Annotated in this window: 22 protein-coding genes; 14 read left to right on the top strand and 8 right to left on the bottom strand. The window is 44.7% G+C overall.

From position 1 onward, the window contains the following. Nucleotides 1-30 precede the first annotated feature (30 nt). Entirely contained in the window at nt 31-1,218 is a 1,188-nt protein-coding gene (gene serB, locus ACPEGP_RS07325; protein WP_423813037.1) for a phosphoserine phosphatase SerB, read from the bottom strand. 508 nt (nt 1,219-1,726) lie between these two features. Here serB and ACPEGP_RS07320 point away from each other — a divergent pair. The 6 genes from ACPEGP_RS07320 to ACPEGP_RS07295 all read left to right on the top strand — a co-directional run bounded on the left by ACPEGP_RS07320 (nt 1,727) and on the right by ACPEGP_RS07295 (nt 6,907). After that, nucleotides 1,727-3,232, top strand: coding sequence for a hypothetical protein (locus tag ACPEGP_RS07320; protein WP_423813036.1), 1,506 nt, complete (start codon nt 1,727-1,729; stop codon nt 3,230-3,232). Nucleotides 3,233-3,421: 189 nt separating this feature from the next. After that, nucleotides 3,422-3,658: a PA3496 family putative envelope integrity protein gene (locus ACPEGP_RS07315; protein WP_068403618.1), complete on the top strand. Its 237-nt coding sequence runs from the start codon at nt 3,422-3,424 to the stop codon at nt 3,656-3,658. 251 nt (nt 3,659-3,909) lie between these two features. Next, nucleotides 3,910-4,467 (top strand): UPF0149 family protein, encoded by a 558-nt coding sequence (locus ACPEGP_RS07310; RefSeq protein WP_068403615.1) that lies wholly within the window; start codon nt 3,910-3,912, stop codon nt 4,465-4,467. Nucleotides 4,468-4,558: 91 nt separating this feature from the next. After that, nucleotides 4,559-5,029 (top strand): YbjQ family protein, encoded by a 471-nt coding sequence (locus ACPEGP_RS07305; protein WP_423813035.1) that lies wholly within the window; start codon nt 4,559-4,561, stop codon nt 5,027-5,029. Between the two features lie 48 nt (nt 5,030-5,077). Continuing rightward, nucleotides 5,078-5,566: a YbjQ family protein gene (locus ACPEGP_RS07300; protein WP_102077720.1), complete on the top strand. Its 489-nt coding sequence runs from the start codon at nt 5,078-5,080 to the stop codon at nt 5,564-5,566. A 417-nt stretch (nt 5,567-5,983) separates the two neighbouring features. Continuing rightward, nucleotides 5,984-6,907 carry a bile acid:sodium symporter family protein gene (locus tag ACPEGP_RS07295; protein WP_423813034.1) on the top strand — a complete coding sequence of 308 codons (924 nt, stop codon included), beginning with the start codon at nt 5,984-5,986 and terminating at the stop codon, nt 6,905-6,907. Nucleotides 6,908-7,173: 266 nt separating this feature from the next. Here ACPEGP_RS07295 and ACPEGP_RS07290 read toward each other — a convergent pair whose 3' ends face one another. Next, a complete protein-coding gene (locus ACPEGP_RS07290) occupies nt 7,174-8,280 on the bottom strand; it encodes a formate/nitrite transporter family protein (protein WP_423813033.1) in 1,107 nt (368 codons plus the stop codon). A gap of 251 nt (nt 8,281-8,531) precedes the next feature. Here ACPEGP_RS07290 and ACPEGP_RS07285 point away from each other — a divergent pair, with 251 nt between their 5' ends. From ACPEGP_RS07285 to cspE, 4 genes are all read left to right on the top strand, one after another. Next, on the top strand, nt 8,532-11,501 hold the full coding sequence (locus ACPEGP_RS07285) for a valine--tRNA ligase (RefSeq protein ID WP_423813032.1): 2,970 nt from the start codon (nt 8,532-8,534) through the stop codon (nt 11,499-11,501). A gap of 67 nt (nt 11,502-11,568) precedes the next feature. Then, nucleotides 11,569-11,712: a hypothetical protein gene (locus tag ACPEGP_RS07280; protein ID WP_423813031.1), complete on the top strand. Its 144-nt coding sequence runs from the start codon at nt 11,569-11,571 to the stop codon at nt 11,710-11,712. Between the two features lie 165 nt (nt 11,713-11,877). Then, nucleotides 11,878-12,300 carry a YbaN family protein gene (locus ACPEGP_RS07275; protein ID WP_423813030.1) on the top strand — a complete coding sequence of 141 codons (423 nt, stop codon included), beginning with the start codon at nt 11,878-11,880 and terminating at the stop codon, nt 12,298-12,300. Between the two features lie 287 nt (nt 12,301-12,587). Next, nucleotides 12,588-12,797, top strand: a complete 210-nt coding sequence (gene cspE, locus ACPEGP_RS07270) for a transcription antiterminator/RNA stability regulator CspE (RefSeq protein ID WP_068403593.1) — start codon at nt 12,588-12,590, stop codon at nt 12,795-12,797. A 185-nt stretch (nt 12,798-12,982) separates the two neighbouring features. Here the strand turns inward: cspE and ACPEGP_RS07265 are convergent, their stop codons facing one another. Next, a complete protein-coding gene (locus tag ACPEGP_RS07265; RefSeq protein WP_423813029.1) occupies nt 12,983-14,065 on the bottom strand; it encodes a YeiH family protein in 1,083 nt (360 codons plus the stop codon). A 201-nt stretch (nt 14,066-14,266) separates the two neighbouring features. On the opposite strand from ACPEGP_RS07265, the gene ACPEGP_RS07260 reads away from it, so the two are divergent. After that, nucleotides 14,267-15,199 (top strand): LysR substrate-binding domain-containing protein, encoded by a 933-nt coding sequence (locus ACPEGP_RS07260; protein ID WP_423813028.1) that lies wholly within the window; start codon nt 14,267-14,269, stop codon nt 15,197-15,199. Between the two features lie 149 nt (nt 15,200-15,348). Here the strand turns inward: ACPEGP_RS07260 and ACPEGP_RS07255 are convergent, their stop codons facing one another. Next, a complete protein-coding gene (locus ACPEGP_RS07255) occupies nt 15,349-15,810 on the bottom strand; it encodes a universal stress protein (RefSeq protein WP_068403584.1) in 462 nt (153 codons plus the stop codon). Between the two features lie 392 nt (nt 15,811-16,202). Between ACPEGP_RS07255 and ACPEGP_RS07250 the strand changes: the two genes are divergently transcribed. Then, nucleotides 16,203-19,268 (top strand): insulinase family protein, encoded by a 3,066-nt coding sequence (locus ACPEGP_RS07250; protein ID WP_423813027.1) that lies wholly within the window; start codon nt 16,203-16,205, stop codon nt 19,266-19,268. Between the two features lie 120 nt (nt 19,269-19,388). Here ACPEGP_RS07250 and ACPEGP_RS07245 read toward each other — a convergent pair whose 3' ends face one another. Beyond that, nucleotides 19,389-19,952: an NUDIX hydrolase gene (locus ACPEGP_RS07245; RefSeq protein ID WP_144297815.1), complete on the bottom strand. Its 564-nt coding sequence runs from the start codon at nt 19,950-19,952 to the stop codon at nt 19,389-19,391. A gap of 352 nt (nt 19,953-20,304) precedes the next feature. Further along, nucleotides 20,305-20,820 carry an HPP family protein gene (locus tag ACPEGP_RS07240; RefSeq protein WP_227514902.1) on the bottom strand — a complete coding sequence of 172 codons (516 nt, stop codon included), beginning with the start codon at nt 20,818-20,820 and terminating at the stop codon, nt 20,305-20,307. A gap of 133 nt (nt 20,821-20,953) precedes the next feature. Here ACPEGP_RS07240 and ACPEGP_RS07235 point away from each other — a divergent pair, with 133 nt between their 5' ends. Continuing rightward, nucleotides 20,954-21,691, top strand: a complete 738-nt coding sequence (locus tag ACPEGP_RS07235) for an NUDIX hydrolase (RefSeq protein ID WP_144297816.1) — start codon at nt 20,954-20,956, stop codon at nt 21,689-21,691. Between the two features lie 257 nt (nt 21,692-21,948). Here ACPEGP_RS07235 and ACPEGP_RS07230 read toward each other — a convergent pair whose 3' ends face one another. Together ACPEGP_RS07230 and nhaA are read right to left on the bottom strand one after the other, a co-directional pair. Beyond that, complete coding sequence (locus tag ACPEGP_RS07230; RefSeq protein WP_423813026.1) at nt 21,949-23,355, bottom strand: oxygenase MpaB family protein; 1,407 nt, start codon at nt 23,353-23,355, stop codon at nt 21,949-21,951. A gap of 103 nt (nt 23,356-23,458) precedes the next feature. Continuing rightward, complete coding sequence (gene nhaA, locus ACPEGP_RS07225; protein ID WP_423813025.1) at nt 23,459-24,661, bottom strand: Na+/H+ antiporter NhaA; 1,203 nt, start codon at nt 24,659-24,661, stop codon at nt 23,459-23,461. A 411-nt stretch (nt 24,662-25,072) separates the two neighbouring features. Between nhaA and ACPEGP_RS07220 the strand changes: the two genes are divergently transcribed. Further along, a complete protein-coding gene (locus ACPEGP_RS07220; protein WP_423813024.1) occupies nt 25,073-25,828 on the top strand; it encodes a TSUP family transporter in 756 nt (251 codons plus the stop codon). Nucleotides 25,829-25,987: the final 159 nt, after the last annotated feature.

Below are 25,987 nucleotides of genomic sequence, written 5' to 3'. Positions count from 1 at the left end.
ACCTAGCTAATTTTTTAGAATGGTTAAGCGTTATTTAGTACGAGCAAAGGCTGGATAGCCAAGCGCATAAAGCACGCCTTCAAGCCCTGTAACATTGACCGCAGCGTCCGCACGCGCTTGAACGATGGGTTTGGCATTAAACGCCACGCCCAAATCCGCTAGCGCCATCATCGGTAAATCATTGGCACCATCGCCGACGCAAACCACTTGCGACATATCAATACCCAAGCGCTCGGCAGTATGTTCAGCAATCGCCGCTTTTTTGGCGCCATTAATAATCGGCAGTTGCACATGACCGGTCACTTCGCCGTCTTCGATATCTAGCGCATTGGCGTGCACTTCATCGATGCCTAGTTGCTCAGCGATATAACGGGCAAAATAGGTAAAGCCGCCTGAAACCAAGACTGTATGATAACCCAGAGCTTTAAGGGCGCTAATAGTGGTCAGCGCGCCTGTTGATAAGGTTAAACGGCTACAAATATCATCGAGCACATCGGTCGATATGCCTTTTAATAACGCCACGCGCTGTGCAAAGGATTCATCAAAATCCATCTCACCGCGCATCGCCGCTTCGGTAATGGCTGCAACTTGCTCGCCAATCCCTGCAGTTTTTGCCAGCTCAACGATAACTTCTTGTTCAATCAACGTCGAATCCATATCAAAACAGGCCAGCTTATGGGTACGTAGCATATGACCGACCGACAAGATATGACAGTCGACCACATTTAAATGCTCGCTACCTATGGCAGTTTGCGAGTTTTTATAGTCTTCAATTAATTCGTGGCGCAGACGGGTGGTCAATTGGTCATCGATAATGTGCGCCGCTGCTGTCTTTTTAGCAGGGTGCATGAGAGTATCGGTGACGGGCACCAGCAGATAGCGGAACACTTGCACATCAATAAACGAGCGCTTGGCAAATGGCTGTGTGGTATCTATATCAGCAATCTCAATATCGACAAAATTGGCGTCGGCGTCTTCTGCGACAGTGACCAAGTGCCAGTTTGGCTGCTCATCGACCCAAGACTGCACATATTGATGAATATCGAGCGAAGATACATGCGTCGGCAATACCACAATTAAGGCAAACACAGGCAAGGATTGTAGCGCATCAAAATCATGTAGATTTGTGCCTTTAGGCAATAATGAGGCTACAGAATCGACCGCTTGTTGCCAAGCTTTGCTGTCTTTTGGTAACGAGTAAGATGTATTTTTTTGCATCGCTCAATTGTCCCTTGTATGCTGATATAAGATTGGGAATAATAGCAGCTTTACTGGGCAGCGCCTATAGATGAGGTACAAAGTCTCACAGTCTGATAAAAACGCTTAGCATACCCAATTAACAGGCCTAAAAAGCGCCGCCGCATAGAAGAAAATTCTTACAATAAATTTATGCGATTCGCTAACGCCATAACCCTTACTATGATGATATAGTAGAGAAAATAAGCGCTCGATTTGTCGGTAAATGTATGAACCAAACATAATTGCACAACAAAACTGCTGTACGATGGCAAGGTCTTATCAATAGCATTGGTTTCAGTGTCATCTGTTTAGGTGCTATTTGTTTAGGTGCGATGCGTTTAAATACTGCAATACTATTGATTGAGTGGCGGCGCTAGTGAATTAAGCAAAAAACAAATAGACAAATTAAGAGCGGCATACACTTCTAAAAAATGAGCCTTAGCCTCGTTTTTTTTACTTCCATTTATCCAAAAAAGTTTACCATATCATGACGTATTTAGCGCCGCGGCAAGGGTTGTTTGCCATTATTCTTCTGGTTAGTTTTTGTTTGCAGACCCTATTATTGGTCATCAGTACCGATCAGCAGCTGAGCAATAGCCGTGCCCAAAAGGGCGAGCAAATGGTCGCTCAGCTTATTGATGAAGCGCGCTTATCTTTAGAAAATAAAGACCGCGTCAGCCTTAGCGTCATAGCCAATCGTTATACCAGCGAGCAGGATGTCACGCGCATTTTGATTAAAGACAATAATGGCGATGTCTTGGTGCCAGTCGGTAATGCACCGATGCAGCAAGGCGATACCATTAGCCAAATCGCCACCAAAGGCGATGCAGTCATCGGTAGCGTGGCCTTGACCCTCAAAGACATTAGCAAGGGTGAGATTATTGCCATGCAGTGGCCGTTTGTGATTGGTTCGATGCTGCTGCATTTATTGCTATGGCTGATTTATGGTTATATTGCGCGCCCAACCAAAGAGCAAATCAATGCCCTAAGCCGCGCTATTCAAGATTTACATCGCGAGCAGTACAGGCAGATCGATCAGCGCGAATTTGCGCGCGGTTATGAGCGCAACCTTGAGCGTGGCGATGAAAAAGAAGATGTGTCAACAGAATCCGCTAGTGCCGCCAATGCCGCGGCTACCAGCCGCAATCCAAATGTTGATAAATCAGACCTACCGCGTAAGCTGGATATTCATAGTGCGGTCAATCAATACGTTAGAGGGCAGCAAGGTCAAAATCTTGAGCTTGATGCGACGCATGACACCACTGCACATGCTATGAGTAACGATGGGGCGGACAATCTAAAAGACCAAGTGACTGCTGGCAAAGATAACAATCATGACAGCCATAAGTCTAATGGCTCTAATGGTATGGCTCGGCTGTCTGCCAACCGTCCATTTGATAGTGTCAGCGTCCAGATAGTCTTTCATGATGAGTTCAATATGCTCGAGCGCTTAGCGCCGTCGCAGCGCCTGCCTTATTTGGCATTATGTACGCAGTTATTAAATCAAGCGGTGACCGAATTACTGAAGCAGCCATTATTGCTTGGGGTCAGCGCGATTAATGAGCCACACTTTGATGAAAGCGGCGCTTATGTAATGCTAAAGGCAGATAATAGCCATGCCAAAGTAGCATTGGCAGGGGTGATGCTGGCTAAACTGTATCTCATGCTCAATAAAATTATCCACGATAAGCATATCGAGCTGTCAAGATTTGCCTTACCAGCGAAAGCGGGTGTCAGTGACAATGCGCAAGTTGAAGCGATGAGCCATTTATTAGAGAGCGTCGGTAAAAAAGAGCAGATGCTTATTTTGCTACCAAATGCGGGTATTAAACAAATCAATCATCATGTGCAGCTCCAAAGCGTCATGCGCCCAACGACCGTTTATGAGCGCGAATGTGCGATATTCGATGGCGGTAATGATGCCATGATTCAGCGGCTGGCTGATGTACGTAATGCAGTATTGATGATTGAAGAGACAGAAGAGCAGGGGTAAATTTGTCACTTTAGACGTCAGTGAATCTATACAATTGCCTGTAAGATAAATGCTTGTGCGCTTATTAGCTTTGAGCATAACGTTGTCATAGTGATAAAAAGGATTGACAACGCTTGGGAGAGACTTTATAAGGCATATATATATTTATGTATTTTTAATACCTTTGCCGAAAAACGATAGGAGTTTGTCATGAGTGACGCTGATATTGATGACGATTTTGATGACGATTTTGTCGATGATGACGACGCCAAGATGGTGGAAGAGGCCGAAACCAGTGTGCGTACGCGCTTAAGCAGCCTTGAGAAACGCCGTTTGATTGATAACCTACTAGAAGAAAAACGTCTAGAAAAAGAGCTCAAAGACGATCTTGATGACATCGATAATTTTGATGAAGATGGCGATGACTGGGATGATGACGATATTTAACCCGTTATTTCTGTTTTAAGTTTGCCGCTTGATAATCAGGAAAAGTAGAGATAATGGCTATGTGTTAGCCGAAAGTTGTTAACTGGTTACACAGATAAGCAATCATCATGTTAAGTATATTGTGCTAAGCTGATTGTCAGAGGTTTTTAATAATATTAAATTGTTAAAAATGATGCTGCAATCAGCTCTTTTTATGTTGCCATACTCATGTATGGCGTACGCCGTAATCTAGCCGCCAAGGACTCCCTGCTATGAATAACCCACTCAGTTTCGATGAATTATTAGACTATTTGGACAATGATGAGAGCCAGTTCGTATTGGATAGTGTTGCCACCCATGGTTTTTTGACCGCGACAGTTATTGGTCGTCCGTTGCCAAATTGGCTAGATGCGCTATTTGAAGGTCACGTCAGTGACATTCCTGCCAATGTGATTGACGGTATTCAGCGCTGGCGCGACTCAATCATGGCTGAGCTAAAAAACGAGACGCCGATCGAGCTACCCTTTGGTGAAGATGCGGGTGATGAAGAAGTGGCGGTCGATTTTTCAGAAGAGTCTGACATCGTTGCTTGGTCGATTGGTTTTGTCGATGCGATGTATGGCGATGAAGCCAGCGATTGGTTTGAAGATGAAGAAACGGCAGAAGATGTGGCGGTCTTAACCTTACCGATGATTGTGCTAAGCGGTATCGATGATGAAGATCCTGAGCTTGCCGAAATGCGCGCTGATGAAGATAAAATGGCGCAAATGGCCAATAGCATCGAAGGCAATTTGACCGAGCTGTTTTTATTGTTTCATACCAATGACTAGCAGGGTTTGTTTCAACAATATTGATTGTTTATTATGCACTGACACCATCAATCTTCATTAAATTCATATAAGTCACCAATAAGGCTGTAGCATGACTGTGCAACTTTCTAACCTTGAGCACTTACCCAACTATCAGATTACTGAGCGCTTAGATGTCGTCTACGGCAGTACTGTGCGCTCAAAGCATGTGGGCAAAGACTTGTTTGCTGGGCTAAAAAATATCGTTGGTGGTGAGCTGACGGCCTATACCGAGCTGTTAGAAGAGTCACGCCAAGAAGCGATCGATCGTATGGTCATCAAGGCAGAAGCCTTAGGCGCCGATGCCGTGGTAGGTCTGCGGTTTTCGACCTCTAGCATTGCCCAAGGCGCTTCTGAGCTGTTTGTCTATGGTACCGCGGTTAAAGCCGTGCCCATGCCGCAGCAGTCCATCTCTTCGCCGTCATCTCATCAACCGCCGAGCAATCCTTCTGGTCCTACAGGTTTGCAAAATCACGACCAAGCAGCACCGAAAAACCCAACCGCCGCTGCTGATGATTTGCCACGTTTCAATCCTTTTGGTTAATTAACCAGCAAAAAAAGCAGCAACGCTTTTTGACGCTCGAGACGGTTCATGAATAATTCTCTCACCCAAATGCTCATCAACTATGCGCCGCTTCTGGTGTTGTTTGTAGTCGGCTGGTTTTTTGGCTCACGGCATGAGCGTCAGCATTTGGCACAATTAAAAATCGCTGAAAAAGAGCTTGGCCATATTGTCGTCTCGACCGAGCGCTTTTATGTACCCAAATTGGATGCTCATACTGAGGGTGAATTGGTACTTGGCAGCGTGGTGATTGCGCAAGATTATTTTAAAATGGTCATTGCTCGCGTTTTAAGTATCTTTGGTAAAAATCTTACCACTTATGAAACTTTGCTTGATCGCGCGCGCCGTGAAGCCGCCGTACGTATGCGTAGCCAAGCGCAGGCGAAAGGCTATAATCATATTTATGGCCTGCGTTTTGAAGTCAGTAATGTCAATCAGTTGGGCAGTATGGTCGAAGCCATTGCCTATGGTACCGCCGTCCATAGTTGTGAGAATTCTGATAAAGCCTCGATCCTTTAAAGCCATTTAACCCTAACCATGTTAAACCTTCTGGTAAATTCCCTTATTTACTCTGACTAAAACCCTTTCTATTTCTACTCTATTCCCACATTTCACACTTGTCTGATGAGTCGCTGAATAAAGCAAATATGTATGACATTTGCGCTATATACTCGCTATATGTTTTGCTGACTTTTATGCTATAAGCACTCTCATGAAAGCTATAGTGAGTGAAAAGTAATATCGATATATCAGCAATACCGTCTCGTTTTTAGGATATTTTGACTATATAACAGCAATTCAGTATAACAATGAGTGATGGCCGTTGATGCTAAGCGTTAGCCGCTATTAACCAGCCTTAGCAAGGAATGCTAAGCCGTTATCACTCAATCATTAGCAGTTGATCTAGGAATAGGTCACATTTACAGGGATGTCATTATGGAAAGTTTGGCGCTAGTCACTTTAGTAAACTCAGTTATTATTCCTATTTGCTTGTTTTTAATCATGATGGGCATGGGCTTGACCCTCGTCACCAATGATTTTAAACGGGTGCTAAAATACCCCAAGGCTGTGGGTATAGGCTTGACCAATCAGCTGATACTACTGCCAATCATCGGCTTTGCCTTAGCCAATATCATGCCATTACGCCCAGAGTATGCCGTTGGCGTTATGCTGCTTGTGCTGTGTCCGGGCGGCACTACCTCAAACTTATTTACTTATTTGGCCAAAGGTGATGTGGCGCTGTCGGTAACGATGACCGCGATTGCCAGCGTTATCACGGTATTTACCATTCCAATTGTACTGAGCTTTTCTTTGATTTATTTTATGGGCAGCGGTAGCGCGTTTGAATTGCCCGTATTAAAAACGGTGCTTACTTTGGTGCTGCTAACGATTGTGCCTATTAGTATCGGCATGCTGATTAAGCGTTACGCGCCAAAAGTCGCCGATCGCTCACAAATCTATGTGTCTCGCTTTGGCGTGCTGTTTTTAACATTTTTAGTGCTATTTTTGGGCTATGTGCAACGCGATATCATCGTCGATGCCTTTATCGCGACCGGTCCTGTGTCGATAATATTGAACCTTTTAACCATGGCGCTTGGTTATTATAGTAGCAAATGGTTCGGTCTAAATTTGGCGCAAAGAACGTCAATCACGCTAGAAGTCGGGCTCCAAAACAGTACTTTATCGATATTTATGGCGTTGACGTTATTATCGAACTACGATATGTCGATGATGCCAGCCATCTATACCTTGGTAATGTTCTTGACGGCAGGGATTTTGGTGCGCATATTTAGCGCACGGCACAATAAACTGAGAAAGTCTGAAATAGAAAGCAGTGTGTTAGCCGCGCGCATGCTTTAACGCTAATGATTTAGACAGACGCTAAGCATCTATAGCCAATTCAATATAAAAGTGGTTCATTTAAAATAGCGCTCTGCTGGAATAAATCTTCCTCGCTTGCTGTGTGCTTCGCACTCCAGAGGCTTCGAAAAATTTATTCTAGCAGTCCTATAACATTTCTAAATGGAATTTACTATATATCACTCGTTCATAAAATCCCACAACAGGTTTAAATGCTTAAAATCTGTTATGGGAAATTAGCTTAAGGATTTTACTACTAATTATTGTTAATAAGGTCGGCGGGTATTTATACGGCTGTTTATATTGTTGCCTTCATTTGGTTTATCTTTGGCAGTTTCTTCCTTTACTTTGGCTAATTCAAATAGGAAGGTACGGTTTTTAAGTATCGCGACAAATACCACGCCGCCAACGGTATTGCCTATCAACACCACGGCTAAAAATAGCAAATAGCGCGCTAAGCTGACGGTATTGCCATAAAGCAAAGCAGAAAATATCTCGATATTACCGACGATACTGTGATGCAAACCTAAAAAGCCAATACTGCCAGTAATTAAGGTCACCAAAACAATGCGACTAAGGGTATCGCGCGCCGAGGTCACAAGCCAGGCGGTAACGCCCATCATCCAGCCTGCCAAGATGGCGCTACCAAATATTACCCACCATCTAAACCCCAAGATATGCTCAGCATAGGCATCAATGTCGCTGACGCTAAACAGCTGCATATTTAAACCTAGGCCTATCATCAAAGCGGCAAATAAACAGCCACCAACGACGTTACCAGCGATGACAATGCCCCAAAGGCGTAGCAATTTGTGTAAGGGCTCGATTTTATTGAGTACCGGTAAGCTTAAAAGCGAGGTTTGTTCGGTAAATAATAGTGACTGACCGATGACGACAATAATAAAGCCAATCGGATAAAGTAGAGAAGCGAGGACGATCGCGTAATGACTGGGGAGCACGCCACTCAAAAGCGCAAAAGCAGATAAAATCATAAAGAAGCTGATACCAATCTCAAGCCCTGCGGTAAAAGCGCTAGTAAATAACGAGCCAAGCGAGCGTTCAAAGGTTTCTCTAGCATCCATCACCTGCTCAACCAAGATACTGGCATAGCTTTTTGCTTGGCTGAAATTGTCATCGTTGGCAACTTTTTTGATGGTCTCTTTGTCTTCTTCGCTAATATCCTCAGAAAAGTCTTCGTCCTCTAAGTTTTCTGTGGTATCAGAGTCGCTCTGCGCCTCAGTATCGCCTTCTACTTTGTCTTTAGCACTGTTTCCTTTAGCCGCTATAGAGCGTTCATCCTCTCTATTTTCAGTATTAGAGCGGCTGCTATTGCTACTATTATTGTTATCGTTGTGCTCGCTATCTTTAGACACGGTCGGCTCGCTGTTTATCTGATGATAATTTAGGTTTCTCTTTATTCTAGCGTATGCGCAGCGTTTATTGTGTTGAGTGTTCAGCCGATTACTGTTGTAAATTGGCCCCTGCCGCTATTGAAGACTGATAAATGTCCTTAGCATCTAACAAAATCTGCCCATCTGCGTTAAAATCACTCTATTAATTAATTTCTCTATTTTTCGATAACTTTGTTTGACCACCTTCATTTTTAATAAAAGACCATTCTATTATGAGTACTTCTAATACCCCTGATAATACCAAGAGCAACACCAAGAGCAACCTGACACAATCGATTCAGGCCGCCTTAAGTCAATTAGAGAACGCCTATAATCCAAGCGATGTCGAAGCAGGCATGTATCAAGGTTGGGAAGAAAACGGTTATTTTAAGCCAAGCTTTGATAAAGACGAGTCGTTCTCTATCGCCTTGCCGCCACCAAACGTCACCGGTTCACTGCATATGGGTCATGGCTTTAACAATGCCATCATGGACGCACTAACCCGTTATCACCGTATGGATGGTGACAACACGCTTTGGCAACCGGGCACCGACCATGCGGGTATTGCCACCCAAATGGTCGTTGAGCGTCGTTTGGAGGCGCAAGGTTTGAAGCGCCGTGATATGACGCGCGAAGATTTCATCGATAAAGTCTGGGAATGGAAAGAAGAGTCGGGCGACAATATCACCCGTCAAATTCGTCGTTTGGGCAGCTCAGTCGACTGGTCACGTGAGCGCTTTACCATGGACGATGGTTTGTCGAATGCGGTAAAAGAAGTATTTGTACGCCTATTCGATGATGGCTTGATTTATCGTGGTAAGCGTCTGGTCAACTGGGATCCTAAGTTCCAAACGGCGCTATCGGATTTAGAAGTAGAAAACGTCGATGAAAAGGGTAGCTTATGGCATTTCCGCTATCATTTCACCGATAAAGACTTAACGACCCAAGAGGGTAAAAACTATCTGGTCGTTGCCACCACGCGCCCTGAAACCTTGCTTGGCGATACCGCCGTTGCCGTCAATCCAAAGGACGAGCGTTACGCGCACTTGATTGGCAAAACCATTACCTTGCCGATTACTGGTCGCATTGTTCCTATCGTTGCCGATGATTATGTTGATATCGAATTTGGTACTGGCTGCGTAAAAATCACCCCAGCCCATGACTTTAATGACTATGAGCTTGGTCGTCGTCATAACTTGCCATTGATTAATATCTTAGATGAGCGCGCCAATATCTTACCAGCCATGGAAGTTTATCCTGACCTACAAACACGTGAGCCGACATTAGAAACCACGCCAAGTGAATATGCAGGACTTGAGCGTTTTGCGGCGCGTAAATTCTTGGTTGAGCAAGCGGGCGAGCAAGGTTGGCTAGAGGATATCGAAGACTACGCACTCAAAGCCCCACGTGCTGAGCGTGGTGGTACGATCGTTGAGCCGTGGTTGACCGATCAATGGTACGTGGCCGTCAGTAAGCTTGCCAAACCTGCGATTGATGCCGTAGAAGATGGCCGAATTGAGTTCGTTCCTGCGCAATATAAAAATATGTATATGGCGTGGATGACGGACTTGCAGGACTGGTGTATCAGCCGTCAGCTATGGTGGGGACATCGTATCCCTGCATGGTATGACGATGCGACTGGTGAGATTTATGTCGCCCGTGATGAAGCCGAAGTTCGTACCAAATATAATCTAAGTAACGACGTCAAATTGCGCCAAGACGATGATGTGCTCGATACCTGGTTTAGCTCGGGTTTGTGGACGTTTAGTACGCTTGACTGGGCAGACCCGAACGCTGATCCGCGCGTACTAAAAACCTTTCACCCAACCAGCGTGTTGGTGACTGGCTTTGACATTATCTTCTTTTGGGTCGCACGCATGATCATGATGACTATGCATTTTGTGAAAAACGAAGACGGCACGCCGCAAGTACCGTTTAAGACTGTTTATGTGCATGGTCTGGTTCGTGATGGTAACGGTCAGAAAATGTCCAAATCTAAAGGTAACGTCTTAGATCCTATCGACTTGATTGATGGTATTGATCTGGAAGCGCTGGTAGAAAAACGTACCAGCAATATGATGAATCCAAAAGACGCGGCAAAAATTGAAAAGCAAACGCGTAAAGAGTTCCCAGAAGGTATCCCAGCTTACGGTACCGATGCGCTGCGCTTCACCTTTACCTCCCTTGCGAGCACTGGCCGCGATATCAACTTTGATCTCAAGCGTGTCGAGGGTTATCGTAATTTTTGTAATAAAATCTGGAACGCCAGCCGCTTTGTACTGATGAATTGTGTCGATAAACAAGGCAACGCCCAAGCGATTGACCAGACCGCCAATGCAGATGTTTGGGAATTACCAGAAAAATGGATCATGAGTCGCCTTAACTCGACCATTAGCAATATCCATCAGCATTTTGCCCAGTATCGCCTCGATATGGTCAGCCATGATATTTATGAGTTTATCTGGAATGAATACTGTGACTGGTATGTTGAGCTTGCTAAAGCCAGCCTAAATGATGACTCGGTATCAAGCGAGCGTAAAGCGCAAATCCGCTATGTGCTGCTGCATGTGCTTGAGACCGCGCTACGCTTTAGCCATCCAATCATGCCGTATTTGACCGAGCAAATCTGGCAGACGGTGGCACCGCTATTGGGTCGTAAAAACACCGACAGCATCGTCGTTGCTGACTATCCACAAACCGATACTGCCCAAATCAGTGAGCAAACTGAGGCGGATATGGCGTGGCTACAAGAGCTAATCGCTAGCGTGCGTAATATCCGTGGTGAGATGAAACTGGGTAATGCCGTACGTCTGCCAGTATTGCTACAAAATATCTCTAGCGACGAAGATGCGCGTCTGTCACGTATCAAAAACCAGTTTAAAGCGCTTGCCAAAGTTGAGAGCCTAGAGATACTGAAAGAAGGCGATGAGGTGCCATTGTCGTCATCAAGTATGATTGGGCAGCTACGTGTACTTGTGCCAATGAAAGGGTTGATTGACCCAACGGCTGAGCTGGCGCGTTTAGGTAAATCCTATGATAAGCTGAAAGGTCAAGCCGAAGGTATCTCACGTAAGCTGGGTAATGAAGGCTTTGTCAGTAAAGCACCTGCGGAAGTGGTCGATGCCGAAAAAGCGAAACTAGCTGAGTTAGAAGGGCAGTTGACGGCGATGACAGCGCAGATGGAAGAGTTAAAAGCGTTGTAGTTGCAAAGTAGGTGTAGGTATCTATATCAATTAAGAGCGCTGTCACAACTGTGATAGCGTTTATGACGTGCCTACTGATGCCGCTTGTGACAGTATCGGCGTCGTGAGCAAATCCATATTAGTCCCATTCGCTATTGGTGTTAAAGCAAAAGAATACTGTTTTCCACAGGCCATCGCTGAGTACTGGGAAAGCTATCCTGCCAAATCGTAGAGAAGAACGATTTATATTTACCTAATCGCTAAATAAGCTACGTACCGGTAGCAAAACCGTGCAAAATCAGTCTTGTACTCAGTTATTAATTTCTTTATCTTTGATAGCTTATGTAAGTAGAGCAAATCTAATAACTTAATATTTAACACTGACTGACAAACTCCCATGACCCAACCAAAAAAAGCCTTTTATTATCGACCAAAGACCAATCAGCACAATAGTCCCGCGGTGCGTTGGGCATTTTTGATATTTGGCTGGATATTTTTTGTCTTGGGAGTTATCGGTGCATTATTACCGGTGATGCCGACCGCGCCTTTTATATTACTGGCAGCAGGTTGCTGGGCACGTAGCTCACGACGTTTTCATTTTTGGCTCATTAATCACAAGTATTTTGGTAAGTTCGTTCGTGATTGGGAAGAGCGCCGTGCCGTACCGCTGTATGCCAAGTGGTTGGCGACGATTATGATGACACTATCAACGGCGATGTTATTTTATCGTTTGCCAGCCGATACGCTATGGGTAGCATGGCTCGTTACAGTGGTATGTAGTAGCGTCGCAATATATTTATTCCGTTTGCCAAATGCCTAAATATATTGAGTAAATGCTTAAAATCTTTGCCAAATACCTAAAAATAAAGCAAATAAGGTCAAAAAATAGCCAATAATTGCGCTTTGTTACACTAAAGATAAGATAAGGCTTGCGATACTGCGCTAGGCCACCTATAATACCTCCAAGCTTAAGAGCAGTTCTGCACCAAATCATTACCTCGTAGTATTAGTTATAATCCTTCGTTTTAATATTTATCGTTCAGTAGCTATTTGCAAGCGTTATCGGCCAATTAGGCCAAAAATAAATTAAATATCAGGGTTATGACTATGTCAGACGTTCAAAAAGGTACAGTTAAGTGGTTCAACGAAGCTAAAGGCTTTGGTTTCATCGCTCCAGAAAATGGCGCAGACGTTTTTGCTCATTACAGCGAAATCACTGGTTCAGGTTTCAAAACTTTGGCTGAAGGCCAAGAAGTTGAGTTCACTGTAACTCAAGGCCAAAAAGGCCCACAAGCACATAACATCGTTGCTATCTAATTTGTCTTTATAGACAATTAGAGCTAGATGAATAAAAAAACGAGCCTTAGGGTTCGTTTTTTTTCACCTATTATTTATGTTTATTGCTTTTGATAAATAAATAGTAAAGTCTTAGAACAACAATGCCGACGATTATAGTGATAATCGTCGGCATTTTTAGTTTTATTGGTGCGTAAATAGCTTTTTTACAGTGAAGCGATGCCAATATTGATCAAGCCGCCACCAACGATTAACCAAGTAAACATAATCGCCCCAAGTATCAATGGTTTGACGCCAGCTTGTTTAATGGCACTCATATGGGTGGTCAAACCAAGGGCAAACATTGCCATCGTCAATAAGACATCATCAAGCATGACCATGCTCTGCTCAAAGCTTGCCGTCATCGGTACCCAAGTATGCAATACCACCACCAAAATAAAGATAAAGGCAAACCAAGGGACTTTCACTTGTTGCACACGATTTATGAAAGACGGCTTTTCGCCATTATCACTACTGGTTTTGGTTAAGGCAAACGATAAAATCAATAAGAAAGGCGCGAGCATCATCACTCGTATCATTTTTGTGACGACCGCGGTATTGCCAACCTCGGTGCTGACGGCGTTACCAGCGACCACTACTTGTGCCACTTCATGAATGGTTGAACCGGTATATATGCCGTATTGCTGAGCGTTTAGCCAAGGTTGTAGCCAGCCAAGTTGATATAAAAATGGATAGAGCAGCATGGCAATCGTGCCAAAGACCACCACGGTGGCAACGGCAATGGTGACTTTATGCGCTTCGGCTTTGACCACGGGTTCTGCGGCAATTACCGCTGCAGCGCCACAAATACTTGCCCCTGAGCCGATCAATAAGGTCGTTTGCTTATCGACTTTAAGCCACTTTGTACCGAGCCAATAGGTAAGTAAAAACGTTGAGGTTAATACCAATGCATCAGTCATTACGGCGGGCATACCAACGCTTGCGACTTGGGTTAAAGTCAGTTTAAAACCGTAAAATATAATGGCTAGGCGCAGTATTTGACCTTTAGCAAAACCAACACCCGCACTTAATTGATCAGAAAAATTTGGATAAATCGTATTGCCAAGTACCATGCCAAGTAAAATTGCTAGCGTCAACGATGACAGACCAACAATGCGTCCATTTGACCATGTGTCTAGGCTGACATTTAACCACAAACAAAACAAGCTCCCAATCAGCACGACGATAAGTCCCATCGCATGACGATTATGCGGGAAGTAATTATTCATGGTTTGTGCCACTGCGTTCATTTCGTACGCATCCTATTTTTTATCATCTATAATCGAAATAAGCATAAGCTTATGAATAGACAGTATAAGATAAACCGATTTATAATAAAAACAGATTAATAAGATATAAACTATCGATTTTTTAGGTTAGTAAGTTGTTGTAGGCTAGATCATGTCCTAATTAGTTAAAGATAAAAGGCCGGTGAAAGAGGTGATCCAATCATGAAAAAAGTTATGCAGCTGCTACCGAGGATTACCCTTAAGCAGCTATCGGTGTTTGTCAGTATTTATCAAACTGGCAGTACCAGCCGTGCCAGTGAAGAGCTGCATTTATCGCAGTCAGCGGTCAGCAGTGCACTCACTGAGCTGGAGGCGCGGTTACAAATGCCGCTATTTGAGCGCGTCGGGCGCAGGCTTAATCAGCATCCAAACGCCCATCCTATCTATATACAGGCGCAAGCGATTTTGGGACAAGCTTTAACGCTTGAGCATTATCATAAGCATCAAGCAGGGCAGATTCATATTGGTGCTAGCACGACTATCGGTAATTATGTATTGCCGCCGCTGCTTGCCAAATTGTACGAAGCGCTACCCGATGCCCATATCGATATGTATATTGCCAATACCCAAGAAGTGGTCGGCGAGGTTGAGCAATTAAATATCGATATTGCGCTTGTAGAAGGTATGCCGCGCCCGACAGATATGAAAGTGATTGAGCAGCGCGCTTGGCGGACCGATACCTTGATGGTATTTGCTAAATCTCATAGTAAATGGCTGGCAAACATGGACTATAACCATAAAGAAAAATGCTATGAGCTCAGCGCTGAACGATTGGCAAGGCTGCCACTACTGGTACGAGAGGCGGGTTCGGGGACGCGGCAGATTATCGATGAGCAGTTATTGCAGCATCTACCGCATGCCGAGATTGTCATGGCAATTCAGCAGTCAGAAGCCATTAAGCATATGGTCAGCGCCGATATCGGTCTCGGCTGTTTATCGCAGTATGTCATTGAAGCAGAACTAGCAGCAGGGAAGTTGGTGCAGGTGAAAGTAGCAGGTATTGATCTATCGCGAACGTGGTGGCTAGTTTGGCACAAAGCGCGTCATCAAAGCCCCATTTGGCAGAGTTTTATTGATATTTTGACAGAAGATTGATTTTAGTAGTAAACATAGAGGTATTGGATAGAGTCTCTACTATTTTGATGGATAATAAAAAAGCGCACTGTCATACAGTGCGCTTTTGTTAATGAGATTTTTTAATAATTTTAAATAACTTCGGAACGATGCTTAGTCTGTTCTTAGGCTTATTTATTAACGGGTTTATCGAGTCGCACCACTAAGCTGTCGCATGGGACGTTTGGCAAGATATTATCTGCCGTCGCGCCACTAAGCCAAGCCGAGATACCGTGGCGCTCATGCCGACCGATGACCAATAAATCAACGTCATGCTTATGGCAATAATTGACGATACCCTCACTGTTAGAGATAGCGGTTGTTACTTCAGAGTTGACCGCGTGCAAGTCATTACGCTCCAAAAACTGAGCCAGTTTGGCGCGCGCTTCTTGGCAGCGTTCATCATCGATTTCATCGTATAAGCTTGAGGCAGGCACCAGCTCATAGCCAAAGCCGACCATGGTATCTTTGACGATATGTAATACCGATAATTTGGCGTTCGGACGATTCTCGACGATACGTTTGGCCTTTTGGGCGACCACATCAGCGTCGGACATCAAGTCGGTGACCAATAAAATATGTTCGTAACTCATGAGCTGCTCCTTTTGACAGATGATTTCAACTATAGCACTACTACTGACTGCTGTTAAGTAGGCTTTGTTAAATCCACACTATCTTTATGATTTATTGTTGAAGCGTTATTATTTTTCTCCTAGCGCTATCTTGACTTATCAAGCCCTAAGCCCCATCTAGTTTCGTTAGGCAAATCCTTTTTAGCTGATAACTGCCATTCTATTTAAAGATTACCTATATTTTTATAACACTACTATTTTTATAACTTTTACAACGCTATTAATTTTAGACCAATCAATTTTATAAATATAAACCTTTCCATTTTTGATTGTTTATCCTGAGATGCTTTATCAGTTAACGGCCACATGAGCGCTTAACGAAGAAGCTATCAGGTTACTCTATAAGGACAACTATGACTGACACGCCATTTACCGCTGATTTAACCCTACATCCAGCGTTTGAGCTGCTTGAGCACCGTCATATCGATGCATTGTCGATGGACGTATTGATAAGCCAGCACGTCAAGACAGGCGCCATGCATTACCATTTGGCGCATCCAAGCGATGAGAATGCCTTTTTGGTCGGCTTTCGTACTCAGCCGATGGACTCAAAAGGTGAGGCGCATATTTTAGAGCACGTGGCTTTGTGTGGCTCTGAAAAGTTCCCTGTCCGCGACCCGTTCTTTTCGATGATTAAACGTTCATTAAACACCTTTATGAATGCCATGACCGCCGCCGATTGGACGGCGTATCCGTACGCGACCCAAAATAAAAACGATTATTTTAACTTGCTAGCCGTTTATCTTGATGCGTCGTTTTTCCCCAATATTCATCCGCTGGATTTTGCCCAAGAAGGCATCCGCGTTGAGTTAGACGAAAACGATAAACCGCAGTTTAAAGGTATCGTCTTTAATGAGATGAAAGGCGCAATGAGCGGCGAGATTGACCAGCTTTATCATACGGTCGCCCATCATTTGTTCCCAACGACGACCTATCATTATAATTCGGGCGGCGATCCTGCTGATATTCCTGATTTGACCCATCATGAGCTGGTTGAATTTCATCAGAGCCATTATCATCCGTCAAACAGCGTGATCATGAGCTTTGGTAATATTCCGGTTGCCCAAACGCAAGCAAAAATTCATGACGATGCCTTGATTCAGTTTGAAGCGGGTAAAAAACACGTTTCGCGTCCAGAAAAACGTCTGTCTGCACCGATTAGCGCGGTTGATACTTATACTGCTGATGAAGCTGGTCCAGACCAAACGCATCATGTGGTGGCGTGGTTATTGCCATCGATTACCGATCCCAAGCAGCGTTTGGCACTGCGTCTATTAGAAGGCGTGTTGGTTGAGCATGCAGGCTCGCCACTGCGCGCGTATTTGGACAGCCATCCACTCGGTAAAGCGCCGAGTCCGCTATTGGGTCTCGATGACAGTCATTATGAAATGGTATTCTATACCGGTCTACGCGGTTCAAACCCTGAGCATGCCGAAGCGGTAGAGCAGGGCATTCTTGATTTACTTAAAGAGGTGGCGAGCAATCCGATTGATGATGAAACCATCGAAACCATTTTGCACCAAATCGAGATTGATCAGCGCCATATCGGCGGTGATAGCATGCCGTATGGTTTAAACCTTATGTTAGAGGGCTTTAGCACGGCGATTCATGATGGCAACCCTATCGATGTGTGGGAAGTTGATGAGCACTTGCAATGGCTACGTGAGCAAGTAAAAGATGCACAGTGGTTACCGAATTTAATAAAGACCCATTTGCTCGATAATCAGCATCGTGTCCGTGTCACGTTGACGCCTGATAGCGAAAAAACTGCCCGTTTGGCAGCCGCTGAGCAAACCCGTCTTGATACCATTGCGATGGATTTGACCGCTGATGATAAAGCTATCCTAAAACAGCAAGCGCTTGATTTGGCAGCGCGCCAAGCTGCGCCTGATGATTTAAGCTTATTGCCAAAAGTTGGTCTAGAAGACGTGCCAACCGATATCAGCTTTAAACAAGGCACGCAAAAACAAGTAAATTTAAGCGGGCAAGACAGCACCTTATTTGAATATGAAGCCGGTAGCAATGGCTTGTATTATTACCAAGTGATAGTGCCATTGACCGATGCGATTGGTAATCAAGATACCAGCGAGCTACCGGTTAATGAAGTCATCAATCATCCGCTATTGCCGATCTATTTAAGCTTATTGTCAGAACTGGGCACGGACTCGCTAAGCGCTCATGAAATGCAGGCCAAGCAAGCGGCGCATTCATCAGGAGTGACGGCGCGTATCAGCCAGCGTACCAATATCGATGATAGCCAAGCGATTAGCAGCTACTTCGTCGTCGCTACACGCGCGCTAAATCGTAAGCCTGAAGCCATTGATTTGCTTAAAGAAGTCATGGAGCACAGCGTCTTTAGCGAGCATAACCGTATTAAAGAGATTTTGCAGCAGCGCGCAGCTGGTTGGCAATCAAACCTTGCCGGTTCTGGGCATTCGTATGCTATGCAAACCGCCAGTCGCGGCATGAGCCGTCAAGCGCAGTTAGAATATGTGCGTAGCGGGCTGCCAGCATTGAACGCGCTAAAAGACTTCTTAACCCACGCCAGTAGTGACGATAGGCAGTGGGATAAATTGGCAAGCAGTTTGATGGATTTACATCAGCGTATAATAAGTTTGCCGAAACACGCCGTCATTATCTGTGAAGCCGAGCAAACTGAACGTTTAAGTAATTTAATTGTTGAGAGCTGGAAAAACAGTAAAGCGTCACAAATTGCGGAAAAATTAAGCAATACTGAAACGGCTATTGAAGCGAGCATTCCAAGTGAGTTTGCAGATTTACAATTAGACTCGGCGCTCAATGGTAAGAATGATGGCGCTCAATTAGAAGAGGTTACTGCTGACGATTTGGCGTGGCTAGTGCCGACCAACGTTTATCATAATGCCAGCGCTTATACTGTACCAGCCGCCGACCATCCTGATACGGCAGCCTTAATGGTGTTAGCGCCGTATCTGCGCAATGGTTACTTGCATAGTGCCATTCGTGAGCGCGGCGGTGCTTATGGCGGCGGTGCAGGTTACGATGCCAATGCTTGTGCCTTTAAGTTCTTTAGCTATCGCGATCCGCAGTGTGCTGAAACTTTTGCCCATTTTGATGCCAGTATCGAATGGCTATTAAACGAGCCGCAAACCGATGAGCAATTAGAAGAAGCTATCTTGGGTATTATCTCAGGCATGGATAAACCAGGCTCTCCAGCAGGGGAGGCGGTAAAAGCCTGCTTTGCCAATCTGCATCATCGCGGCGTCGACTGGCAGCGTAAAATGCGCGCGGCGATATTATCTGTGACGGTTGCTGACTTGCAGCGCGTCGCTAAGCAATATCTGCAAGGACAAAAACACGTGCGTGCCGTATTAGCACCCTATGATAAAGAAGAAGCCGTAAAAGAGTTAGGTTTTAACGTTTGTAAAATTAAAAGCTAGTTGTTAATTTAGCGCAAAAACAGTCATCGCAAATCATTGACTGTATAAAAAACCGCCGCTCTCAGTGTTTGTATTGAAAGCGGCGGTTTTTATTGCCAGTAAGTATTTTAAAAAGCTGTATTAATAACGCTTAATCGCTTGGTCTTTGCCAATCAAATCTTGATGAATAGGAAAGTCGTTATGGTCGTCAAACTCCTTGCGGTCGGCAAAGTAGCTTTTTAAGGTACGGCGTACGGCTTCAAAGGCAAGCTTATCCCACGGGATGTCTTCTTCAGCAAATAACGCGCAGTCCAGACTTTCAGAGCCAATACCGTAAGCGCCGTCTTTTAACTCGGTGATATAAATGCTATAGATTTGCCCGATATCGGGGATATCATATAAGCAATATAAATGCGGGTTGATAACCACTGCTTCCGCCTCTTCAAAGCTTTCACGCGCCGCGCCTTCTGCCATGGTTTCGCCGTTTTCCATAAAGCCTGCAGGCAGCGTCCATAAGCCATATTGCGGCTCAATTGCACGGCGGCATAGCAGCACTCTGTTTTTGTGCACGACCAGTGAGCCACAAATCACTTTTGGATTTTCGTAGTGAATATAATTGCAGTTTGGACATACCAAACGCGGCATATTATCGGTGGCTGGTATTTTGCGTTCTGCTTCATGGCCGCATTGTAGACAATAGCGCATATCAACTGCCTTATATAAGATAAACGAAAGATGGAAAAAAGGTTATCGATGTTGTAAGAATTGTAATTCTTATGTTATGACGTTCGCTTGTCAGCTGGCATCATAGCTATGATGCCTAAGATAACACAAATTTCCATCGCACTGGCCGTGATAATAAAAAGCACACATTTTTGCTAAACTGATGGTAGCTAGGCTTACGTTTATGAAATAAGGCTTTTGAAGCGTCATTGTCAGCGCTGCGATTACGCATCAGTCCAGTCACATAAAGTATATGCAGCCGCTTTTAGATTGCGTTAGTCTAGACTAGACTGATGTTAAATAATAAATGATGGCTGTATATTGAAGGGTGGATTCACCAATAACGCGGATAATGGCGGCCGCGACCGATATTGTTATAAATCAGCGCCACTGCGACCAAGGCAAGCGCACCGATTAGCGTAGGGGTGACTAAAAAATGCCAGTTGACGCCGCCGAGCATGACGATTAGTGGATTAGAGCCTGCGGGTGGATGCGGCACGCGCAGCAATAGCATCAGCGCAATCGCTGTACCGACCGCCAGCGACAAGCTCCACCACTCGATACCAAACAAGGTCAAGAACGATAGACCCGTAAAAGTGGTGATAAGATGACCGCCAACGATGTTTCTAGGCTGAGCAAATGGACTCTCTGGATACGCAAAAATAAGCAAACAGCTGGCACCAAATGAGCCCAAAATCATGGCGACATTTTGCCAGCTGCCCAGTAGCGCCAGTATGGCGGTGGCGAAAGTACCGCCAACCCAAGCAAGGGCAATGATAATTAATGGCAATCTTTGCGGGCAATCATCGGTTTTGCCCTGCATTTTATTTAATGAAAAAATCTTATCCACAAATATTTCCTAAAAACATGTAATCTTAAAGTGCTTACTTGCGTAATCAGCATCTTATTTAATGGCTATTTAATGGTTATTTATGTTTAACGGCATTGATGCTTGATACTGATAAAAACATAGGGCAATAATAATGTTACTCCCCCCGCAGTCTGTCCATTTCGATGAATTTTCCGTCGCTGTGCCAGACTTTATTCGTTATCCCACTATTAGAAAACTTGCGGAACGCGTGCAGCATGAGACCTTAAATGCGGTCACCAATCCTGCGTTATACCACAGCTCTCATACTTCTCTTAGCGAGCGTATTTTAGAGAGCCTGTATCAGACACCGATTGCTGATGCCTCGGTGTTGGTTGCCATTACTCATGAGCGCCATCCCAAGCTGCTACTGACGCGCCGCGCTGCTCATATGAACAGTCATGCCGGCGAAGTCTCTTGCGTAGGCGGTAAACATGACGCCAGCGATGGTAATAATGTCATCACCGCATTGCGTGAAGCCTGCGAAGAGACCGCGCTGCCACCCAATAAAGTCCAGCTACTTGGTCAATTACCGATTCAAACCTCTAAAAGTGGCATGAGTGTGCGTCCCATTGTGGCGCTAATTGCGCCAGATTTACTGTTAGTGCCGGAGCTTGATGAAATCTCGCGTATCTTTTGGGCAGATTTTGAAACCTTGTTGACGCAGCCTACCGTTGAGTATGCGATAGAGTATACGATGCAAGATCAGACCGCGACCATCCTCACGCCAAGCTGGCAAGTGGATGGCGAAACAATATGGGGTCTGACAGGACGCGTCATCGCCAGCTTGCTAGAGACGGGGTTTGATCGGCAGCTTGAGTGGTATTACCGCATTCAAGATACGCGTAATTAATACGTCAGTCGCTTGCGGTGATTTATTGAATCGTCTACAGTAAAACCATTTTCTAATCAAACCAAGCGCGTCTTTTGCGGATTTATTATAGTTATTGTAGAGGCGGTTGATAATGGCTTGATATATTCTATTTACTACTAATAATATTCGACTTATGCCCTCTGGTTATGGTTATAGATTTGCATAATATTATTCGTTATTGGTTTTATCTAATACTGAGTGATTATTCTTCTTAGAGTATCTGTAATTAGCACAAGTTATTTATAATAATCGTCATTTTTCTTTAACCACCAATTCATATTATCTTGGCGTTTAGAACGGAAGGCTTCTAATTTTTCAGCCACACTTTGATTGTGTTGGCGTGCCGTATCGAGCGCAAAGAGAATCGGCACTGACGATAAGACGCCAAAGCGGATTTTTGATTTTGGCAAATCCAGCCCATCGCCGATATCATCGCCGACCAAAGTACGGGTCACGCTAGCATTGACCATCTCAACGAAACGCCCCCGTCGATTGTCTTCGCCCATCAGCTGACGCGGTAAATCGTGCAGGGCTTTTGCCAGTGGCTGACCCATTTTAAAATCAAGTTGCTGAACTGATAAATAGGTATAAAGCCATTCCCAACAAGCGGCTTCGTCCTTCGGTAAGCGCTGTAAATCAACGCCCATCCAATAGCTGGCAAGATTCCATAGATGTAAGATACCTTCGGCTTCCTCGCCGCTGATACGGGCACCAAGCAGCCGTAGCCCACGCATAATCAATAATGAAAACTGCAAATGGGTAGCAATCATATCGGTTTGATTGATAGGAATACCCCAATAGTCGGTGTTCCAGCTGCCATCTACATTGTGGTGTTGGTCGGCATCGGGTATGACACCTTTAGCGGCATTGCCTTTACCTCTGAGCAAGTTTTGCCGCACCGTCGTGTGAATTTGCCGCACCTTGATAGACTGCCGCCAGCCTTCTGAGCCAATTGCCAATACCTGCTTAATCGGTTGACGGTTATTATAAGAGCTAGAATTTAGTTGTGGGTGTTCAGAGACGGCTAGAATATAGGCATAAGTACGCATCAAGCGCGGTAGGGCGTCGTGCATTAAGGCGCCCGTTTGAATGAGCGGCAGGGAGAGGGCGGGAATACTATAGCCGGCCATTAGCGCGACATTGCGCAATAGCCAAATGAGCATCAGCGGATAACGTCGATAAGCAACTGCGCCGATTTGTGCAAGCTTGGGGTCAAACCAAGCAGGATGGCTGCTAAATTGCTCGGTTAAGGTATTAAATGCAGGGTTGCTTAGAAGGGTAGCATCGAAGCTGCTGCCATTTCTATCGCTACTATTACTATCGCCACCATTACTATCGCTTAAGATAAATTGCTGTAAAGGCTTGGTAAAACGAATACCGTCAGCGGCCAACGCATCGGCTAGTGGATCGCCAATATCGTAGCCGGCAACCATTTCCTGCAATAACTCTTGCGAGATAACAAAGTCTTTTGGCAATAAATAACGCTTAATGCGCTTTAAGACTTGTAGGTCGCTATGGTCGTCAATCGCCGTCGTGCGTCCATGGCGCTGGTAAGCATGAATTGCCGGGTTAGGGTCAGCTTTTTGCCGAGCGCTGGCGCTATTGGCTTTGGCATTTTCTTTAGCGATATCGATGGGACCCATATGATTAGCTACTTTATATCGTCTGCTTTTATCCACTCATCTTAAGCGCATTAAGCGACTTATTTAGCGTGATAGCTATAAGTCGCTCACGCTTAATGAGTGCTTAAGAATGATGGGTTAAGTCCACCGAGGTATTGCTGACCTCTTCTTTTAAGGTGGCTTTTAACATCAAGTAACCTGCGATACCAGATACGATTGAACCCATAATGATACCTAAGCGCTCGTCAAATAATGGTGTCGCGCCGCCAAAGGCCAGACCACCGATAAATAAACTCATGGTAAAGCCAACGCCGCAAAGTAACGCTGCGCCGTAAATTTGCTTAAAGTTCATGCCCTTTGGCATAGTAGAAATACCCAGTTTGAAAATCAACCAGCACATCAGCATGACGCCTACTTGCTTACCGATAAACAGTCCGGCGGCAATACCCAATGGCACGGAATGAAATAGCTCTGCAAAGCCTGCGCCCTTGAGCGATATACCTGAGTTGGCAAAGGCAAATAATGGCAGAATCCCGTAAGATACTGTGTTTTGTAAGTCGTGCTCAAGCTCTTCAAGTGGAGAGTGTTCAGGGTCAGTACGGTCAAATAACGGAATGAATAACGCGAGTACCACCCCAGCTAAGGTCGCGTGAACGCCAGACTTGAGCACGGCAATCCACATAATCACCCCGATTAATATGTAAGGGGTAATGCTGGTGACGTTACGGCGATTGAGTAGATATAAGAACGGTAAACACAAAGCGGCGATAGCCAATGAACCAAGTGATAAGTCGCTGGTATAAAATAAAGCGATGATTAAAATAGCACCAATATCATCAAAAATAGCGATGGATACCAAAAAGACTTTGAGTGAGTTTGGTACACGATTGCCAAGTAGGCTTAAAATACCAAGGGCAAAGGCAATGTCGGTCGCCGCCGGAATTGCCCAACCTTTCCAAAACTCAGGCTCATTATAGTTAAAAAGCAAGTAGACAATAGCAGGCATAATCATGCCGCCCAATGCCGCGCCAGCTGGTAAGATAATTTGTTTGACGTTAGAGAGCTCGCCGATGAGTACTTCACGCTTGAGCTCAAGACCGACTAAGAAAAAGAACACTGCCATCAGACCATCGTTGATCCAATGATGGGCGTCTTTTGCAATCTCAAAGCCACCGATTTGAATGGCAACGGGCGCGTGAATAAAAGACTCATACCAAGTGCTAAGAGAGGTGTTGGCAATAATCATTGCCGCGATAGCTGCCAGCGCTAAGACAATGCCGCCTGACGCTTCGAGGTTGAAAAATGCTCTGATTCTTTGTATTGCCATATTATCCTCATTGACTCAATAAAACGTGCTAAATCATTCAAAAACTTCAAATTTCTAAATTGTTCTGGCCTGCTTTCTTGCTTTGGCTTGCTCAAATCCATTTCGCCTAAACATAAACCCTCATCATTCATGCTGCCCTTATCATTAAAAATGACGCAGCAGACCGATGGCTCTAGTTTCTCACAATCTTATTCATATAAACAATTAAATACGTTAACGGTTTTATGCGGTTTTTTTAAACAGGCGAAGCCTACCAAAAGGCGTACTGATCAAGCCGAGAATATAACAAATCTAGCAGACTTTGCTAGGTTTTTGGTTTTTTTTACGGTTTTATCTTTATAATGAGCGCCTTTACACAAATTTTAACGTTGCGTTTGCTTTTTTATACCCCAAATTTTCAAGGTTAGTGTCATGGACATATCACTCTCTATCGAGATTATTTTAATGCTGGCGGCGGTTGCGGCGCTGGCAGGTTTTATCGATGCTATCGCGGGCGGTGGCGGTTTATTGACCATTCCTGCCATGCTGCTTGCCAATATCCCGCCCGTGCTAACCTTGGGCACCAATAAGTTGCAAGCGGCATCAGGTGCGCTCGCGGCGTCTATTACCATGATTAAAAAAGGTGTTATCAAGCCTAAAAGTATCAAATTTGCGATCATCGCCGCTTTTCTTGGTTCTGTGCTTGGTACGATTGCCGTGCAGTTATCGCCGCCTGATTTGTTAGAAAAACTGATTCCGTTTTTGATTGGGGCGATTGGTATTTATACTTTATTTGCCCCGAGGTTGGGTGAAGTGGAAGCCGCACCGCGCATCTCAGAAAGCACGTGGCAAAAGGTAGTGGCGCCTTTGATAGGGTTTTATGATGGTTATATCGGACCGGGTACGGGGATGTTTTTTGCTTTAGGAAATGTGGCGCTGCGTGGTCGCCAAATTATTGAAGCAACGGGCGCAGCAAAGGTGCTAAATTTATCTACCAATATTGGCTCGCTTATTTTCTTTATCTTGGGCGGTAATGTGCTGTGGAAAGTGGGACTGGCAATGATGGTTGGGCAGACGATTGGCGCTTATTTTGGCTCGCATATGGTCGTTAAAGGCGGCAGTAAACTTATTCGTCCGATGATTGTGTTGGTTTGTTTGGCAATGCTAACCAAATATGTGCTTGGTTAACGATAGTTATTTTGAGGTTAAGATAGTCTTTATAAGTTAAAAAAGCTTTATTCCAGCAGTATCGTCACGGTCTTAAGTTATTTCGTCTATATATCAATTTCCAAACCCTTACTCAAGACAGAAAAAAACCTCAGTCCACATTTGGCTGAGGTTTTTATT

The sequence above is a fragment of the Psychrobacter sp. 219-2-C genome, from assembly GCF_049560815.1.
GTDB lineage: Bacteria > Pseudomonadota > Gammaproteobacteria > Pseudomonadales > Moraxellaceae > Psychrobacter > Psychrobacter faecalis.
This window is presented reverse-complemented; position numbering and strand designations above follow the sequence as displayed.

Coding starts and splice junctions, on each gene's coding strand:
- serB (WP_423813037.1), bottom strand. CDS start 1,218: ATGCAAAAAAATACATCTTACTCGTTACCAAAAGACAGCAAAGCTTGG.
- ACPEGP_RS07320 (WP_423813036.1), top strand. CDS start 1,727: ATGACGTATTTAGCGCCGCGGCAAGGGTTGTTTGCCATTATTCTTCTG.
- ACPEGP_RS07315 (WP_068403618.1), top strand. CDS start 3,422: ATGAGTGACGCTGATATTGATGACGATTTTGATGACGATTTTGTCGAT.
- ACPEGP_RS07310 (WP_068403615.1), top strand. CDS start 3,910: ATGAATAACCCACTCAGTTTCGATGAATTATTAGACTATTTGGACAAT.
- ACPEGP_RS07305 (WP_423813035.1), top strand. CDS start 4,559: ATGACTGTGCAACTTTCTAACCTTGAGCACTTACCCAACTATCAGATT.
- ACPEGP_RS07300 (WP_102077720.1), top strand. CDS start 5,078: ATGAATAATTCTCTCACCCAAATGCTCATCAACTATGCGCCGCTTCTG.
- ACPEGP_RS07295 (WP_423813034.1), top strand. CDS start 5,984: ATGGAAAGTTTGGCGCTAGTCACTTTAGTAAACTCAGTTATTATTCCT.
- ACPEGP_RS07285 (WP_423813032.1), top strand. CDS start 8,532: ATGAGTACTTCTAATACCCCTGATAATACCAAGAGCAACACCAAGAGC.
- ACPEGP_RS07275 (WP_423813030.1), top strand. CDS start 11,878: ATGACCCAACCAAAAAAAGCCTTTTATTATCGACCAAAGACCAATCAG.
- cspE (WP_068403593.1), top strand. CDS start 12,588: ATGTCAGACGTTCAAAAAGGTACAGTTAAGTGGTTCAACGAAGCTAAA.
- ACPEGP_RS07265 (WP_423813029.1), bottom strand. CDS start 14,065: ATGAACGCAGTGGCACAAACCATGAATAATTACTTCCCGCATAATCGT.
- ACPEGP_RS07260 (WP_423813028.1), top strand. CDS start 14,267: ATGAAAAAAGTTATGCAGCTGCTACCGAGGATTACCCTTAAGCAGCTA.
- ACPEGP_RS07255 (WP_068403584.1), bottom strand. CDS start 15,810: ATGAGTTACGAACATATTTTATTGGTCACCGACTTGATGTCCGACGCT.
- ACPEGP_RS07250 (WP_423813027.1), top strand. CDS start 16,203: ATGACTGACACGCCATTTACCGCTGATTTAACCCTACATCCAGCGTTT.
- ACPEGP_RS07245 (WP_144297815.1), bottom strand. CDS start 19,952: ATGCGCTATTGTCTACAATGCGGCCATGAAGCAGAACGCAAAATACCA.
- ACPEGP_RS07235 (WP_144297816.1), top strand. CDS start 20,954: ATGTTACTCCCCCCGCAGTCTGTCCATTTCGATGAATTTTCCGTCGCT.
- ACPEGP_RS07230 (WP_423813026.1), bottom strand. CDS start 23,355: ATGGGTCCCATCGATATCGCTAAAGAAAATGCCAAAGCCAATAGCGCC.
- nhaA (WP_423813025.1), bottom strand. CDS start 24,661: ATGGCAATACAAAGAATCAGAGCATTTTTCAACCTCGAAGCGTCAGGC.
- ACPEGP_RS07220 (WP_423813024.1), top strand. CDS start 25,073: ATGGACATATCACTCTCTATCGAGATTATTTTAATGCTGGCGGCGGTT.